14 protein-coding genes are annotated in these 16,168 nt (G+C 74.7%); 6 read left to right on the top strand and 8 right to left on the bottom strand.

All coding sequences use genetic code 11. From position 1 onward, the window contains the following. Positions 1 to 152: 152 nt before the first annotated feature. Together JK361_RS19455 and JK361_RS19450 are read right to left on the bottom strand one after the other, a co-directional pair. The gene (locus JK361_RS19455; RefSeq protein ID WP_201819766.1) at positions 153 to 842 is read right to left on the bottom strand and encodes an HAD family hydrolase; all 690 of its coding nucleotides are present in this window, start codon (positions 840 to 842) and stop codon (positions 153 to 155) included. A 15-nt stretch (positions 843 to 857) separates the two neighbouring features. Then, positions 858 to 1,334: an Lrp/AsnC family transcriptional regulator gene (locus JK361_RS19450; RefSeq protein WP_201819764.1), complete on the bottom strand. Its 477-nt coding sequence runs from the start codon at positions 1,332 to 1,334 to the stop codon at positions 858 to 860. Between the two features lie 230 nt (positions 1,335 to 1,564). On the opposite strand from JK361_RS19450, the gene JK361_RS19445 reads away from it, so the two are divergent. Both JK361_RS19445 and JK361_RS19440 read left to right on the top strand, forming a co-directional pair. Continuing rightward, on the top strand, positions 1,565 to 3,055 hold the full coding sequence (locus tag JK361_RS19445) for an FUSC family protein (protein WP_201819762.1): 1,491 nt from the start codon (positions 1,565 to 1,567) through the stop codon (positions 3,053 to 3,055). A gap of 226 nt (positions 3,056 to 3,281) precedes the next feature. Further along, entirely contained in the window at positions 3,282 to 4,319 is a 1,038-nt protein-coding gene (locus tag JK361_RS19440; protein WP_201819760.1) for a lactonase family protein, read from the top strand. Between the two features lie 91 nt (positions 4,320 to 4,410). On the opposite strand, the gene JK361_RS19435 is transcribed toward JK361_RS19440, so the two are convergent. The 4 genes from JK361_RS19435 to JK361_RS19420 all read right to left on the bottom strand — a co-directional run bounded on the left by JK361_RS19435 (position 4,411) and on the right by JK361_RS19420 (position 8,411). After that, positions 4,411 to 5,337 carry a sirohydrochlorin chelatase gene (locus JK361_RS19435; RefSeq protein WP_201819758.1) on the bottom strand — a complete coding sequence of 309 codons (927 nt, stop codon included), beginning with the start codon at positions 5,335 to 5,337 and terminating at the stop codon, positions 4,411 to 4,413. A gap of 167 nt (positions 5,338 to 5,504) precedes the next feature. After that, the gene (locus JK361_RS19430; RefSeq protein ID WP_201819755.1) at positions 5,505 to 6,479 is read right to left on the bottom strand and encodes an N-acetylglucosamine kinase; all 975 of its coding nucleotides are present in this window, start codon (positions 6,477 to 6,479) and stop codon (positions 5,505 to 5,507) included. After that, positions 6,476 to 7,153 (bottom strand): uracil-DNA glycosylase, encoded by a 678-nt coding sequence (locus JK361_RS19425; RefSeq protein WP_201819752.1) that lies wholly within the window; start codon positions 7,151 to 7,153, stop codon positions 6,476 to 6,478. Before JK361_RS19425 ends, JK361_RS19430 begins: the two co-directional genes overlap by 4 nt. Positions 7,154 to 7,322: 169 nt before the next feature. Further along, positions 7,323 to 8,411, bottom strand: coding sequence for a WD40/YVTN/BNR-like repeat-containing protein (locus JK361_RS19420; protein ID WP_236053256.1), 1,089 nt, complete (start codon positions 8,409 to 8,411; stop codon positions 7,323 to 7,325). 279 nt (positions 8,412 to 8,690) lie between these two features. Here JK361_RS19420 and JK361_RS19415 point away from each other — a divergent pair, with 279 nt between their 5' ends. Then, positions 8,691 to 9,278, top strand: coding sequence for an Rv1733c family protein (locus JK361_RS19415; RefSeq protein ID WP_201819746.1), 588 nt, complete (start codon positions 8,691 to 8,693; stop codon positions 9,276 to 9,278). A gap of 311 nt (positions 9,279 to 9,589) precedes the next feature. Here JK361_RS19415 and JK361_RS19410 read toward each other — a convergent pair whose 3' ends face one another. Further along, positions 9,590 to 11,581, bottom strand: coding sequence for a HEAT repeat domain-containing protein (locus tag JK361_RS19410; protein ID WP_201819744.1), 1,992 nt, complete (start codon positions 11,579 to 11,581; stop codon positions 9,590 to 9,592). A gap of 145 nt (positions 11,582 to 11,726) precedes the next feature. Next, positions 11,727 to 13,406 (bottom strand): DNA alkylation response protein, encoded by a 1,680-nt coding sequence (locus tag JK361_RS19405; RefSeq protein WP_201819741.1) that lies wholly within the window; start codon positions 13,404 to 13,406, stop codon positions 11,727 to 11,729. A 71-nt stretch (positions 13,407 to 13,477) separates the two neighbouring features. On the opposite strand from JK361_RS19405, the gene JK361_RS19400 reads away from it, so the two are divergent. The 3 genes from JK361_RS19400 (at position 13,478) to JK361_RS19390 (ending at position 15,955) form a co-directional block, all read left to right on the top strand. Further along, on the top strand, positions 13,478 to 14,278 hold the full coding sequence (locus JK361_RS19400; protein WP_201819738.1) for a PaaX family transcriptional regulator C-terminal domain-containing protein: 801 nt from the start codon (positions 13,478 to 13,480) through the stop codon (positions 14,276 to 14,278). 139 nt (positions 14,279 to 14,417) lie between these two features. Beyond that, on the top strand, positions 14,418 to 14,636 hold the full coding sequence (locus JK361_RS19395) for a PLP-dependent transferase (RefSeq protein ID WP_201819736.1): 219 nt from the start codon (positions 14,418 to 14,420) through the stop codon (positions 14,634 to 14,636). Beyond that, complete coding sequence (locus tag JK361_RS19390; RefSeq protein WP_372448721.1) at positions 14,633 to 15,955, top strand: benzoate/H(+) symporter BenE family transporter; 1,323 nt, start codon at positions 14,633 to 14,635, stop codon at positions 15,953 to 15,955. The genes JK361_RS19395 and JK361_RS19390 overlap by 4 nt, the downstream gene beginning before the upstream one ends. Positions 15,956 to 16,168: the final 213 nt, after the last annotated feature.

The following is a 16,168-nucleotide window of genomic DNA, read 5'->3' as shown; positions in this document are numbered from 1 at the left end:
GGTGCTCAGGCCGCGCGGCACCAGTTCTGTACGCTCACTCCGCGCGGCAAGTCTTCGGTGGCGTTCGCACCACCACGGCGCCGTTCTCCCGCACGAGCCGTCCTTCGGCCATCCAGGTGTCCACGGCGTCGCGCACCCGGCACCGGAGTGGTTCAGCGGGCCGTGTCCCGCAGCCAGGCGTACGCCGACCGGGCCGTGAACTCCGTCTGTCCGCCCCGCAGCAGCAGGTCGGCGGTGGCGAAGCCGGGAGCGTCGGCCTGGGCGGGGACGTAGGGGACGGCGATGCAGCGCATCCCGGCGGCATGGGCCGCGGCCGCGCCGGGGGCCGCGTCCTCCAGGACCACGCAGTCGGCCGGGGCCGCGCCGAGCCTGCGGGCCGCCTCCAGGAAGACGTCCGGGGCGGGCTTGCCCCGGGACACCTCGTCGGACGAGACCACCGTGCGCAGGAAGGCGTCCAGGCCGGTGCCTCCCAGGATCACCTCGATGGCCTGCGGGGAGGAGCCCGAGGCCACCGCCATCGGCACGTGCTCGGCGGCCAGCAGCTCCACGAACGCGCGCATCTCCGGGTACGCGGGCGTGTGGGCGCGGGCCAGGTCGAGGTAGCGGCGGTTCGTCGCCGCCAGCAGCTCGGTCACCGGGGCGCGCAGACCGTAGCGCTCCCGCCAGATCGTCACCGTCTCCCGGGTGCTGACCCCGACGTAGCTCTCGTGGTCCGCCCAGGTGAAGTCGGGGACGCCGTGCTCGGCCAGGGTCCGCCGGCTCGCCTCGTAGTAGTTCGGCTCGCTGTCCACCAGCGTTCCGTCGAGATCGAAGACGACCGCGAGGGTGCCAAGATCGCTCATGGCGTCCAGGATGCGTCAGGCGCGGGCCGACCGGCCGACCGACTCCACCAGGGGCAGCAGCCGGTGCGGGACGCGCTCGCGCAGCGCCACCTCGGTGCGGGTGCGCACCACGCCCGGGAGGCTGATCAGCTTCTGGATCACGTCCTCCAGGTGCGCGTTGTCCCGGCCCACCACCCGGGCGAGCAGATCCCCGCCACCGGTGATCGAGAAGGCCTCCACGATCTCCGGTACGGCGGCCAGCGCGTCCCCCACGTCGTCCAGGTGGCCCTGTGTGACCTCGATGTGCACGAAGGCGAGGACCGGGTGTCCCAGCGCGGCGGGGGAGAGGGAGGGGCCGGTGCCGGTGATCACCCCGTCCCGTTCCATCCGGTCCAGCCGTGCCTGGAGCGTGCCGCGGGCCACGCCGAGGATGCGGGCGTACTCGCGCACGCTGGTGCGCGGCTGCTCCAGGAGCAGCCGCAGGATGCGGGTGTCGAGTTCGTCCACGGTCATGATGTCCGACTGTACCAATGGCCCAGGCCTCCCGCCCCTGCTCGTGCCGTCCGACCTGGACCGTTGGCATTCCGGTGGATCTGCGGAAGCGGAGGATCATGAACCAATGGCTCAGTGAATCGGGCTCGACTTGAGCCACTGCCCCCGGTGATGCTCTCATGGACGTGTCGATGGCGCTGCGGATCCCGCGGCGCCTTTTCTGTGCCGGTTTTTCCCAGGGGAGGGCAGCAGTGCTGAAGAGGATGTTCGTGGCTCCGGACCCGGGCCGGGCGCGGTTGCGCTTCGCCGCGCGGGCCGTCCTCGGCATCGGGCTGGCGGTCGTGGTGTGCGGACTCGCCGGTCACTCCCTCGCCGGTGCGGTCACCGGCGGTCTCGCCGCCCTGCTCGCCCTGTTCACCGTGACCGATCCGACCGTGCGCGGCCAGGCGGTCACCACCGCCCTGCTGCCCGTCGTGGGCGTGCCGGTGCTCGCCGTCGCGGCCGAGCTGCACGACGTCCCCGTCGCCCGTGACTTCGCCTTCCTGGCCGTCGTCGGAGCCGGCGTGTACGCCCGGCGGTGGGGTCCGCGCGGGCACAGCCTCGGCGTGTTCGCCTTCATGACCTTCTTCGTGGCCCAGTTCCTGCACGCCACTGCGGCCCAGCTGCCCGAGCTGTATGCCGCCGTCCTGCTGTCCGTGCTCACCGCGGCCGCCGTGCGGTTCGGCGTCTGGTGCTACGAGCGCCGGCTGCCCCCGGCCGCCGCACCCGCCCCGCCCGCCGGGACCGGACTGGCCCGGGTGACCACGCGGCAGGCCGTCCAGGCGACCTCGGGCGCGGCCTTCGCGCTCGTCGTGGGCCAGCTGGTGTCGGGGCAGCGCTGGTACTGGGCCGTCGGCGCCACCTGGTGGATCTTCGTCAACACCACCTCGCGGGGCGAGACGCTGGTCCGCGGCTTCCGCCGGGTCCTCGGCACGGTGATCGGCGTCTGCCTGGGCTTCCTCGTCGCCGTGCCCGTGGACGGTGCCCCGGTCCCGACGGCCGTCCTCGTCGCGGCCGCCGTCTTCGGCATCTTCTACACGGCCGCCGTCTCCTACACGTGGATGATGCTCTGGGTGACCGTCCTCGCCGAGTCCCTCTACGGCCTCCTCGGCGTGCTCAGCCCCGGGCTGCTCGCCCTGCGCCTCGCGGAGACCGGCGTCGGCGCGCTGGGCGCCGCGCTCGCCGTCGCGGTCGTGCTGCCGGTCACCACGCACGCCACCACCGACGCCTGGATCCAGCGGGCCCTGCGCTGCGTGCACGAGTGCACCGCCGAGGCCGCGGCCCGCCTCGCCGGCTCCGCCACGGCCGACCCCGCACCCCGCGTCGCGGAACTGGAGCAGCTGCTCGGCCGGGTACGGCTGTCCGTGGCCCCGCTGGTGCACCCGCTGAACCCCAGGCCGGCACGGAAGGCGCGGGCCCGCCGGGTCCTGGCGCTCCTCGACGACTGCGCCCGCGAGATCCGGGGACTGGTCACGGTCGCCGCCGACCCCGAGGCCTCCCACGACGCCCGGCTCGCCGCCGCCTGCTGGCGTGTGGAGGCCGCCGTGGAGGCCCTCACCGCCGGCCGCGCGGAACCCGTCCAGCGCCCCGCCGAATCGCCCGCCGAACCCGCTCTGGCCCATCTGCACGGTCTGGAGCGCGCCCTCGCCGACCTGGCGGAGCCCCTGCGCACGCCGTCCGGCTCGCGGCTGGTCGGCGCCTGAGCGGCCACGGGACGCCCCGCGTCCTCGCCGACCTGGCGGAGCCCCTGCGCAGGCCGTCCGGCTCGCGGTTGGCCGGTGCCTGAGCGGCCACGGGACACCACGGGGCGCCCCGCGCGAACCGGCCTCTCACCCTGCCCTCTTGGTCTAGACCGGAGCTGATCGACTGCTACCGTCAGCCCCGGACCGGCTCGGCCGGCTCGACTGGCTCGACCGAGAGGGGACAGCGGTGGCACAGGACGGCACGGCGGGCAGGCACCGGGCGTTCATCGGATCGTTCACGGCGGCGGGCGGCCCCGGGCTGGTGACCGCGGAGGTCGCACCGGGCAGTGGGGCCCTCACCCTCGTGTCCGCCGTCAAGGACGTCCCCGACCCCTCCTACCTGGCCCTCTCGTCGGACGGGCGCACGCTCTACGCGGTCAGCGAGACGGCCGAGGGTGCCGTCGCCGCCTACCGCGTCACCGGCGACCGGCCGGAACCCGCCGGCGCGCCGGTACCGGTGGACGGCAGCGGCCCCACCCACCTCAGCCTGCACGACGGACACCTCCTCACCGCCAACTACGGCTGCGGCAGCGTCACCGCCGTACCCCTGCGCCCCGACGGCACGCTCGCCGGCGCGCCCTCAGGCAGGCTCCAGCACAACGGCTCCGGACCCCACGACCGGCGCCAGCGCGGCCCGCACGCCCACCAGGTACAGCCCGACCCCAGCGGCCGCTGGGCCGTCAGCGTCGACCTCGGGACGGACTCGGTCCGCGTCTGCACCCTCGCCGGCGGCACCCCCGCCGTGCACCGCGAGATCGCCCTGCGCCCCGGCTCCGGCCCGCGCCACCTGGCCTTCCACCCGGACGGCGAGCACGCCTACGTGGTCAACGAGCTGACCCCCACGGTGACGGTGTGCCGCTGGGACGCCGCGGGCGGCTCGCTGAAGCCGCTGACCGAGGTCCCCGTGCTGCGGGACGCACCCGCAGGCGACGCCTACCCCTCGGGGATCGTGGTCTCGCCCGACGGCCGTTTCGTGTGGACGGCGACCCGCGGCGAGGACGTCCTGTCGGCCCTCGCCGTCGAGGCGGACGGGCTCCGGCTGACCGCCACGGTGCCCTGCGGCGGACGCTGGCCCCGCGCCCTGGCCGAGCACAGCGGCTTCCTCTACGCGGCCAACGAGCGCTCCGGCGACGTGACCTGGTTCGCCGTGGACGAGACGACGGGCACTCCCCGCTACGACGGCTCCGTGCGGGTCACCGCAGCCTCCTGCATCGTCTTCGGCTGAGCGCCCCGGCCCCGGAGACGGCGAAGGGCCCGCCCCCGGGAAGGGGCGGGCCCTGTGGCGTGCGGATGCCGGACGCCGGCGGTCGCGTGCGTCAGCGGACCGGAGTGCCCTGCGGCTGCTGCGGGGAGATGCCCAGCGCCGTCGTGTACTTGGCGAGCGCGAGCTTGCCGATCGCCGGGTACGCGCCGAGCGCCTCGGCCGTGGCGCAGCCCGCCTCCTCGGCCGCGGCGGCCAGCAGCCCCGCGTCGATCTCCGGGCCGATCAGGTACGGCGCCAGGGCCAGCTGCTGCGAGCCGGAGGAGCGCAGCTGCTCGGCCACGGAGGTGATGGAACCCTCCTGGTCCAGGGCCGCCGCCATCACCGGCACGGCGAGACGCGCGGCGAGCAGCATGCCGGTGATCCCGGCCGCCTGCACGGCCTCGTCACCGCCCACGGAGGCCAGGATGATGCCGTCGGCGGCGGTGGCCACGGTGAACAGCCGGGCGCGGTCGGCACGGGCCAGGCCGGCCTCGGACAGCCGCACGTGCAGCGCCTCGGCGAGCAGCGGGTGCGGGCCCAGGGCGTCGGTCAGATCGGCGGCGACCCGGCTGTCCATCACGGACTGGCGGATCTGACGCAGCAGCGCGCTGTCCGGACCGGCCAGCAGCGGGACGACGACGGCGACCGGGCCGTCGGGCTCCTTGATGCCCTCGATCCCGGCGGCGACGGCCTGCTCATAGCGGGCGGTGCGCTCCTCGGCGGTGCGGGCCAGCACGGAGCGGAGCGTGGGGAACTCGGAGTCGTCCCCGTCCAGGTACCCGATCCGGGCGTCCAGGCCGGGCAGCTCGGAGCGGGCGATGCTCACGACCTCCTCGGCGAGGCTGCGCGTGGCGGCGCTGGGCGCGCCGGGCACCGCGAGGACGAGCGCGGGCGCGCCCTCGGGAGCCACCAGCGGTTCCGGGCGGCGGTGCCGTCCGGGCTGGCGGGGTCGCGGCATTCGTACGGGCAGGCCGGACGCGGGTCCAGTGGGGGAGCTCATGGCGCCGCATGTTACTGGTTTCCTGGGTTCCTCCGTTCGGGGAGGGTGCAGGTGAGCGGTATCCGTCCGGTTTTGTCTGATGAGTTACGCACGCATGACACGCGTTTCGGGCACATGCCGGACGCATGGGTCGACACCGCTACAGAACCGCCCTCGGCGCGGGACCCTCAATCGCCCTTCGGACGGCTCACGCACAGCAGCACCGGATCGCTCGGCAGGGTGAGCCGCCCCGCCGCCAGATCCGTCGCGATCCGCACCGAGCCGTGCAGCGGATCCCCTTCCGCGGGCACCTGCCGGGCGTGCGGCAGCCTGCGCGCCAGCTCCTCCCACAGCGGTACGAGGAGCGGGTCGCCCATCTTGAACAGGCCGCCGGTGAGCGCCACTTCGCACGCGCCCCGGGCCGGGCACACGGCCGCGGCGGAGTCGGCCATGTGCCCGGCCGCCGCACGCAGGATGTCCGCGGCCACCGGGTCGTGTGCGGCGCAGGAGGCCACCCGGGGCGCGAAGGAGGCCAGCACGGCGGCCCGGTCGGTCCGCGGGTACAACAGGCCGGGCAGGCCGCGCACCGGGCCGAACTGCTCCTCGGCGCAGGCCAGCAGCGATGCCGAGGCACCGTCCCGGCCGTCGTGGGCGCGCAGCGCGGCCTCCAGGCCGGCCCGCCCGATCCAGGCACCGCTGCCGCAGTCGCCGAGCAGATGCCCCCAGCCGTCGGCCCGCCGCCAGCCCGTCAGGTCCGTGCCGATCGCGATCAGTCCGGTGCCCGCGGCGAGAACGGCGCCCGGCCGCGGCCCGAGGGCGCCGGCGTAGGCGGTGACGGCGTCGGCGGCGAGCGCCACGGTACGCACGCCCAGCTCCCGGGCGAGGGCGCCGGGCAGTTCGGCCCGCAGGGCGTCGCCCATGCTGGCGAACCCGGCGGCACCTACGACGGCCGTGCCCAGACCGTCCACTCCGGCCTGGGCGGCCAGGGCGCGGGCCACCGGGACGAGTTGTGCCGTCAGATGGGCGGGGTCGATGCCCCGCGCACCCGTGCGGACCGGTTCCCGGGTCTCGTGCCGGGCCGAGGGCTCCCGCCCGGGGACGCCGACGGCGACCCGGAGGCCGGAACCGCCGGAGTCCACGGCGAGATACCCCGGAACGGTCATGGCAGACGCCAGTCCACCGGTTGTCCGCCCTGCTGGATCAGCAGGTCGTTGGCCTGACTGAAGGGGCGCGAGCCGAAGAAGCCGCGGTCGGCCGACATGGGCGAGGGGTGTGCGGACTCCACTGCCGGCAGCCGGCCCAGCAGCGGACGGAGGTTGCGGGCGTCACGGCCCCACAGGATGGACACCAGCGGCTTGCCGCGCGCGGCGAGGGCTCGTATCGCCTGCTCGGTGACCTCTTCCCAGCCCTTGCCGCGATGCGCGCCGGGGCTGCGCGGCGCGGTGGTGAGCGCCCTGTTGAGCAGCAGCACGCCCTGCTGCGTCCACGGCGTGAGGTCTCCGGTGGACGGCTGGGGCAGCCCGAGGTCGCCGTGCAGCTCGCGGAAGATGTTGATCAGGCTGGGCGGCAGCGGGCGCACCTCGGGAGCCACGGAGAACGACAGGCCCACCGCGTGCCCCGGAGTCGGATACGGGTCCTGACCGACGATCAGGACCCGTACCTCGTCGAAGGGTTGCTGGAAGGCCCGCAGGACGTTCGGTCCGGCCGGCAGGTAGGTGCGTCCCGCGGCGATCTCCGTGCGCAGGAAGTCGCCCATCTCGGCGATCCGTCCGGCGACGGGTTCCAGGGCCTTCGCCCAGCCCGGTTCGACGATCTCATGCAAAGGTCGTGGTGCCACGGGCGTCACCCTACTGCCGTACACCCGTCGGCGATCAACCGATGGCCGGAGCACGACCGGGAGCAGCCTCGCGGTCAGCCCGCCCGTCTCCGCCCGCCCGTCTCCGTCCCTGCGCCCGTCTCCGTCCGTCCGCCCGTCCGTGCGCCCGTCCCTTCGCCCGCGCCCGCGGTCAGCCGATCACCGCCGCCCGTACGCACAGCACGTCGGGCAGGTGCGTGACCAGCGACTGCCAGCTGTCGCCGTCGTCGGCCGAGGCGAACACCTCGCCGTTGCGGTTGCCGAAGTACACCCCGGCGGGGTCGTTGTCGTCCGTGCACAGGGCGTCCCGCAGGACCGTGCCGTAGTGGTCCTCCGCCGGCAGGCCGTCGGCAAGGGGCTCCCAGGTCGTGCCCGCGTCCGAGGTGCGGAAGACCCGGCAGCGGCGCTCGGCCGGCACCCGGTCGGCATCGGCGTTGATCGGGAAGACGTACGCCGTGTCGCCGCGGTGGGGATGCGCGGCCACCGCGAAGCCGAACGTGGTCGGCAGATCCGCGCCGATGTCGGTCCACCGCCCGCCCGCGTCGTCGCTGCGGTACACCCCCCAGTGGTTCTGCAGGTACAGCCGGTCCGGGTCGCCCGCGTCCCGGGCGACCTTGTGCACGCACTGGCCGAACTCCGGGTTCGGATCCGGCAGGAACACCGCGGACACCCCCGAGTTGGACGGCGACCAGCTCGTGCCGCCGTCCGTCGTGCGGTACACCCCCGCCGCGGAGACGGCCACCGTCACGGCCCGCGGATCGCGCGCGTCGGTGAGCACCGTGTGCAGGCCCTCGCCGCCACCGCCCGGCACCCACTGTGCGCGGGTCGGGTGCTCCCACAGCGGCCGGATCAGCTCGAAGCTCTCGCCGCGGTCCTCCGAGCGGTACAGCGCGGCGGGTTCCGTGCCCGCGTACACCACGTCGGGTTCGGCGGCGGCCGGGTGCAGCTGCCAGACGCGCTCCAGGGAGGCGCCGGTGTCCTTCGGGAACTTCACGGCCGGTCGGGCCGGTTCGGTCCAGGTGCGGCCGAGGTCGTCGGAGTGGAACACCGACGGGCCCCAGTGCGCGCTGTCACCGCCCGCCAGCAGCCGGGGCCGGGCGCCCCGGGTGTCGATCGCCACGGAGTAGACCGCCTGCGCGTTGAAATACGGACTCTCGTCGAACTCCCAGGGGCCGCCGCCCCGCCGCCGCCCGATGAACAGGCCCTTGCGGGTGCCCACCGTGAGCAGTACCTCGGCCATGCCGATCACCTCCGGGACGCCTTTGTCCAGGTAGTCGTCAGATATCGGCCAGTCTGCACCCCACCACTGACACTCTCCCGCGCGGCGCTCGTCCGCGCAGGTCACGGGCTGTGTCGCCGGCCGGCGACGAAGATCGGCCGGTTCCGTTCCGGCATGCGCCTGCGCGAGAGGGGTGTCTCGTGCGACCGTCGGGGTGACGGCTCGTCGTGAGCAACGGAGCGATCTCTCCCGTATGGGAGGGCGGTCCGGCCGGTCGGTGCGCTCGTGAGGAGGAAGCCTTTGAAGGCGTTCCGTGGTCCGAAGGTGTGGCTGTGGCGCTGGCGGCGCAACCCGCTCAAACGTCGGGCCGACGTGGTGGAGGCCTGGGTGGTGCTCGGCGCCTGCCTGCTGACCGTCGTGGCCGGCGTGCTGGCGGGCCTCGTCGCGGCCGGCTCGGTGGAGCACGGACTCGCCCGGGAGCGGGCCGAACGGCGGGTCACGGTGGCCCGGGTCGTCACCCAGGTCCCGGGGTCGAACCCAGCCCAGAGCAGCGATGCCTCCGCCGGTGAACGGGTCTGGACCAAGGTGCGCTGGACGGCCGCCGACGGCTCCGCGCACACCGGCCAGGTCCGGGTGGAGCCCGGCAGCAGGCCCGGCACGCCGGTCACCGTCTGGACCGACCCGCAGGGCCGGCTCCTGTCCCGCCCCACCACCGTCTCCGAGGCCGCGTTCCGGGCCACCCTGATCGGCCTCCTGGTCGGTGTGAGCGCCGCCGCCGTCCCGTTCGTCGGCGGGCTGGCCGTGCGGGGCCGACTGGAACGCCGACGCATGGACGCCTGGGACACGGAATGGTCCCGCCTCGGCCCGCAGTGGGGGCGCATGGTCTGACCCACCCGCACGTTTCCGCCCGCCCGCCTCCCCGTGCGCACCCGCTCGCCCGCACGCCCCGCACGTTTCCGTCCGCCTCCCTGTACGCGCCCGCACGCCCCGCACGATTCCACCCGCCTGCCTGTACGCGCCCGCTCGCCCGCACGCCCGGCGCCTGCCCGCGCCCGCACGCTCACCCGCGCCCGCCGGGACCTCCTCCCGCGCCGCTCCGGCCCCGCCCTCCCGCGCCACCGTTCCGCGACCGGTGCCGTCCCGCCGTCCGCGCCTCCGCCCCGCAGTCGGTCCCGCGCATCCTCGTCCGGAATCCGCCCCTACGGCCCCGCCAGTACCTCCCGGCACGTGCGCAGCAGTTCCTCGTCGTCGGGGATGTCCCGGCTGCCGTACGCCCCCTCGTGGGACGTGTGGCGACGGGGGTGGGTCAGTTCCTCGCCGATCAGGTCGTGGAACGGCTCCGCGGCGGGCCCCATGGTGCTCAGGCAGCGGGCGACGGCGACGCGGGTGCGCGGGTCCGCCGTCCACGCGGACCGGAACACCGGCCGGACCAGGTCAAGATCCCCGGTGATGCGCCACAGCACGCGCGCGGCCTGTATCCGGTCCCGGGCCGGTCCGGACCGGAGGAGCCGGCGCAGGCCGGGCAGCGCGGGGCGGGCGGCCGGGCCCAGCCTGCCGAGCTCCCGGACGGCGCTGCGGCGCAGGCCCACGTCGGCGCTCCCCAACTCCCGCAGCAGGACGGGGAGTACGGCGGAGGCGTCCGCGCCCGCCGACCACAGCGCGCCCGCCGCGGTGGCCGCGTGGCGGGTGTGGAGGAGGGGGCGCAGGAGCGGTGCCGCTTGAGCGGCGGCGCCCAGCTCCGCCAAGGTCCCGATCACCTGGTCGACCACCTCCTCGCGCGGGCCCAGGTCGTCGGGGGTGCCCCAGAGCAGCCGCAGCACTTCGGGAACCGCCTCCCGGTCGCCGACGGCCCTGACCGCCGTCAGCAGCGGGGCGGCGAGCCGGACGGCGAGGGGCGAGTCGAGCGGGACCCGGCCGAGGCGGTGACGCAGCGCGGCGGCCAACGGCGCCGCGGCCCGGCCCAGATGAGCGACCTCGTAGCCCAGCCCGGCCGGTGCCGCGGGGCCCGCAAGCAGCTGGGCCAGGGCCGGAACCGCGCGCGGATCGCCGCTCCTGGCCAGCGCCTTGAGCGGGCCGCCCAGCGTGGGCGAGGAGCGTTCCCAGCGGTGGGTCCACAGGTCGGGCCGGGCGGTCACGAGCGCGTGCAGCTGGTCGGCGGCGGGCGTGGCCAGGGCGTACAGCTCCGCAAGCACCGACACGGCGGCGTCCCGTAACCGGTCCTGATCCGTGTCGAGTTGGGCGCCGAGCAGCCGCACCGGCCCGTCGTACGCGCCGCGCCAGCCGCGGAACAGCACCCCCGACATCCATACGGCATTGCACCGGTCCACCGGGTCCGGACTCGTCAACTGCCCGGTGAGCAGGGCGATCCGGTCGTCCACCCGGTCACCGAGCGCGTCGTGCAGGGTGCGCAGGAGCGCGGCGCCCTGTTCGTCGGAGGGGCGCAGCCGCCGTATCCGGCGCACCAGGGTGTCCGTGCCGGAGTGGTCCCGGGCCGGGAGGCGCTGCGCGGACCGCTGGTGGAGCAACCGCACCGCCGCCGGCACCAGGTCGGCGGGGAGCCGGCCGGGCGCGCGCAGGGCCAGTTGGCCGAGTGCCGCGAGCCGCTGCCCCGGCGCGTAGGGCGGCGCGCTCTGTTCGACCAGCAGGTCCACCGCGCCGTCGGCGTACGCGGGGTACCGGTGCGCGAGCCGGCCGAGCGCCTCCGTGAGGGCCGGCAGGACGGAGTCGTCCCGCTCGGCCCGCAGCCGCTGCCGCAGCAGTTCCAGCACCCGCCGGGGCTCGTCCAGGAAGCGCACCAGGGCCCCGGCCGCCGCCTGGCGCACGGCGGGATCAGGGTCCCCGGCGAGCGCCGCGAAGGTCTCGGCGCCCGCGCGCACCGCCTCCCACGCCCGGCGGTCCCGCCCCGCGCCCTCGGCGCTCTCCCCGCCGATGCTGACCAGGAGTTCCACTATGCAGCCCCGCTCCGGCACCTCCTCGCGGGCCGCCAGCGCGAACAGGAAGGGGACGCAGGCCAGCGTCGAGTCGTACACCCTTCCCTGGTGGTGCACCGCGCCGTACATCCCGTCGAGCGCGGTCGCCCGCTCGGCGGTGTCCGCGGACGCCAGGGCCCGCAACCATCCGGGCACGTCCTCCGCGCTGCCGTACGCGTGCCGCAGCGAAGCCCAGTCGACCTCGTCGATCCCCGTGAACACGTTGTCCTCCCCAGACGAGTGCCACCTGATCGCGAGTGTGCACCACGGCACCGACAACGGTCCGAATCCGCGTGCTGACTGTGTGCGATCCGTCGGCGGTCACCGGCCACGGGGAGGCGGTCGTGGCCACACGCGCGAGGAGGGGTCAGTTCCGGCCTGGGAGGGCGCGCTCCAGGATGCCGTCGAGGCCGGTCCCCGCGGGCAGGGTGCCGAACGCGTGGCCCCAGTCGCCGCCCAGCCGGCTCGCGCAGAAGGCGTCCGCGACCGGGTGCGGAGCGTGCCGCACGAGCAGCGACGCCTGAAGCGCGAGCGCCATCCGCTCGACCAGCCGGCGGGCGCCCACCTGATCGGTTTCGGCCAATTGGTCCTTGAGCGCGGCCACGGCCGTGTCGAGGCGGGCGTCGGCCCCGCGCGCGAGGGCGAGTTCGGCGAACAGGGCCTCGGCGCTGTCCGGTTCACGACCGAGGGCGCGCAGCACGTCGAGCGCGTTGACGTTCCCGGACCCCTCCCAGATCGACAGCAGCGGGGCCTCCCGGTAGTGCCGGGGCATGCCGGAGTCCTCGACGTACCCGTTGCCGCCCAGGCACTCCAGGGCCTCGGCGGTGAAGGCCGGGCCCCGCTTGGTGACCCAGTACTTGCCGACGGCGGTGGCGATGCGCCGGAAGGCCCGCTCCCCGGCGTCCCCGCGCACCGCGCGGTCCGCCGCGCCGGCCAGCCGCAGCGTGAGCGTGGTGGCCGCCTCCGACTCCAGCGCGAGATCGGCCAGGACGTTGCGCATCAGCGGCTGGTCGATCAGCCGGGCGCCGAACGCGCTGCGGTGCCGTGCGTGGTGGCCCGCCTCTACCAGCGTCTTGCGCATCAGGGCCGCCGAGGACATCACGCAGTCCAGCCGGGTGCAGTTGACCATCTCGATGATGGTCTTCACGCCGCGCCCCTCCGGGCCCACCAGCCAGGCCACGGTCCGGTCGAACTCCGGCTCCGAGGAGGCGTTGGACCGGTTGCCCAGCTTGTCCTTCAGCCGCTGGATGCGGAAGGTGTTGCGGGTGCCGTCCGGCAGGATCCGCGGCACCAGGAAGCACGACAACCCGCCCGGGGCCTGCGCGAGGACCAGGAAGACGTCGCACATCGGCGCCGACGTGAACCACTTGTGGCCGCGCAGCGTGTACACGCCCGGCTCACCGGTGGGCGTGGCCGTGGTGGTGTTCGTCCGGACGTCGGAGCCGCCCTGCTTCTCCGTCATGCCCATCCCGGCGAGCAGCCCGGGCTTCTCGGTGGGGACGCGCAGGCCGGGGTCGTACTCCCGGCTGGTGAGGAGCGGCTCGTAGACCTTGGCGAGATCCGGCTGGGCGCGCAGGGCGGGCACGGCGGCGTAGGTCATGGACGTCGGGCAGCCGTGGCCCGCCTCCGTGTGCCCCCACACCAGACCGCCCGCGCTCCGTGCCACGTGCGCGCCGGGGCGGTCGTCGGCCCACGGAGCGCCGGCCAGGCCCTCGGCGACCGCCGTCCGCATCAGGTGGTGCCAGCTGGGGTGGAAGTCCACCTCGTCGACGCGGTGGCCGTAGCGGTCGTGGGTGCGCAGCACCGGCTCGTGCCGGTTGGCCTGCTCGCTCCACTCCTGGGCCTCCGCGCTGCCGGCGCGCGCCCCCAGCCGCCGGATTCCGTCCTCGGCCCACCCGGCGCCCTCCCGGCGCAGCCCCTCCAGCAGGGCCGGGTCGTCGGAGGCGTCGTACGGGGCGAGCGGCGGGGCCTGGTTGGTGACGTCGTGCGTGGCGTACGGCTGCTGGGGCTGCGACGGCAGCTGCGACTGCGCGGGAATCGAGACCATACGAGCATGTTGCACTCTTCCTGCGACTGTAGCAATGATGCAACAAGAAGGCGCACGTACAGTACGGGACCATGCGCATGAACGTCCCCGCGGAGTCGGATCCGGCTGGTCTGCGACCCCTGTCCGCCCGGTCGGTCGTGCTGAGTCTGCTCCTCGGCGTGCATCCGCCCCAGCTGCCGGTGAAGGACCTGGTCCGGCTCGTGGAGCCGTTCGGCGTCGGCGGCTCCACCCTGCGGGCCGCGCTGAGCCGGATGGTCTCCGTCGGGGATCTCCGGCGTGCGGACGCCGTCTACCGGCTCAGCGACCGGCTGCTGGCCCGGCAGCGCCGCCAGGACGACGCCGTGCACCCGCGTACGCGCGCGTGGGACGGCGACTGGGAGATGGTGGTGATCACGGCGACCGGGCGCGGCCCCGCCGAACGCGCCGACCTGCGTGCCCGGCTGCTCGCCCTGCGCCTGGCCGAACTGCGTGAGGGCGTGTGGCTGCGCCCGGCCAACCTCGACCGTCCGCTGCCGCCCGCTCTGCACCGGGTGGCCCTGACGTGCACGGCCCGCCCCGACGAGCCGCCGCGCGAGCTGGCCGCCCGGCTCTGGGCGCCGGCCGACTGGGCGGCCGGCGCCCGCTCGCTGCTCGACCGGGCGGCCGCGGCCGAGCACCCGGCCGCCCGGCTCGCCGTGTACGCCGCGGCCGTCCGCCACCTGCTCGCCGATCCGGTACTGCCGGACCCGCTGCTGCCGCCCGACTGGCCGGGGGAGGCCCTGCGGGCGGCGTACGCCGGATTCCGGCGGGAACTGGCGGGGGCGCTCGGTGCGTCGGAGGAAGAGTACGGACCGCGGAATGATCCCTTCGAAGACGTCAACACCGCAGGCTGACAGCGCTGTTGGAAGGAACGTGCTCGGTCTGGAAGTCACGCCGTGTCACAGTGGCGTTGTCGCGACGAACGACTGGGGGATACAGCGATACACGGGGGACGGGGGAAAGAAGTCCCTTCTGCGTAGCGCACGTTGAAAGTTGCGCTCGCTGCGCGTCGCCCGGCACTGTCAACTCTTCCTCCGTGCAGCGTCGTTGGGTGGCGTGGAAAGTCTCATCGAACACGGCCATACCCTCGAGGGGCCGGGCAGCACCGCGCCGAAGGACAGGGTCCGCCTCTCCATCGGCCCGGAGAGCCCGGCCGATCTCGTAGCCGATCTTGAACAGGCCCTGGAAAGGGCTGCGAAGGAAGACAGTTGAGCCCCGAGTCCCCCGACACAGACACCACCGCGGGCGCGGTGCACACCGCCGCGCCGGCCTCCTCCCCCGGCCGCTCCGCACCGGAGCGGTCCGGGGGACCGGAGCCGGCCGGCGGACCGGCTCCGGCGGACCGGCCCCGGCTGCTGCGCGACGCGTCGCTGTCCGCCGTGCTGGCGGGCTTCGTGGCCGTCGTCGTGTCCTACTCCGGTCCGCTGGTCATCGTGCTCTCGGCGGCCTCGGCCGGACACCTCGACACCGCGCAGACCAGTTCCTGGGTGTGGGCCATCTCCATCGGAAGCGGTCTGACCTGCATCGGGCTGAGCCTGCGCACCCGAATGCCGGTCATCACCGCCTGGTCGACGCCGGGAGCGGCCCTGCTGGTCACGAGCCTCGGCGCGTACTCCTACGCCGAGGCCATCGGCGCGTTCCTCATCACCGGTGCCGTCATCACGCTGATCGGGCTGACCGGCGTGTTCGGGTGGCTGATGCGGCAGGTGCCGACGGCGGTCGTCTCGGCGATGCTGGCGGGCATCCTGTTCGGCTTCGGCACCCATGTCTTCACCTCGCTGGAGACGGCACCGCTCATCGCCGGATCCGTGCTGCCGGCCTATCTCCTGGCCAAGCGTCTGCTGCCGCGGTACGCGGTGCTGATCGCCCTGGCCGTGGGCGTCGCCGCCAGCGCGGCCACCTCGCGGCTGCACGTGCACGTGGACAAGATCGAGCTGGCCCGGCCGGTGCTCACCACGCCGGAGTTCTCCGTCGCCTCCCTCGTCGGCATCGCCGTGCCGATGATCCTGGCCACCCTCGCCTCGCAGAACGCCCCCGGCATGGCGGTGCTCTCCGCCTCCGGCTATCAGGGCGAGGACCGTCTGCTCATCGGCACCACCGGTCTTGCGTCCACCGCGCTGGCCCCCTTCGGGTCGCACGCGATCAACCTGGCCGCGATCACCGCCGCGATCTGCACCGGCCCCGAGGCGCACCACGATCCGCGGCGGCGCTATGTCGCCGGTGTCTCCTGCGGCGCCTTCTACCTGCTGATCGGCGCCTTCGGATCCACGCTGGTGGCCTTCTTCGCCGGGCTTCCCGAGGAACTGGTCGCCGCCATCGCCGGTGTCGCCCTGTTCGGGGCGCTCGCCGGTGGCATCACCGGCGCGGTCAAGGAGGAGAAGGACCGCGAGGCCGCGCTGATCACGTTCCTGGCCACGGCGTCCGGCGTCACCCTCTTCGGCATCGGCTCCGCCTTCTGGGGCCTGGTCTTCGGCGTCGCCGCCCACCTCGTCCTGTCCGGGCAGTGGCGCAGGGGGACCAACGAGGCGTGACCGGGGGCCGGGCGGCCGCCGGCGGCCCGGCCAGGCGATGTCCCCGGCCCCGGCCGGGGCTCACTCATGCCCGAGCCGGGGTACGCGCAGTACATGCCCTCCGCGCCCGAGGACAGATGCGTCGCGCCCCTGAGCCGGCCCACGTGGCGCCACCCGGGGGCGGGTGGCGCCACCGGGAGCCGTGACGTTTCCTGGTAGATACGGGCGTTCCCT

The sequence above is a fragment of the Streptomyces musisoli genome (assembly GCF_016741855.1).
GTDB classification, from domain to species: Bacteria; Actinomycetota; Actinomycetes; order Streptomycetales; family Streptomycetaceae; genus Streptomyces; species Streptomyces musisoli.
Note: the sequence above shows the minus strand (reverse complement) of the source record. Positions and strands in the feature narration are given on the sequence as shown.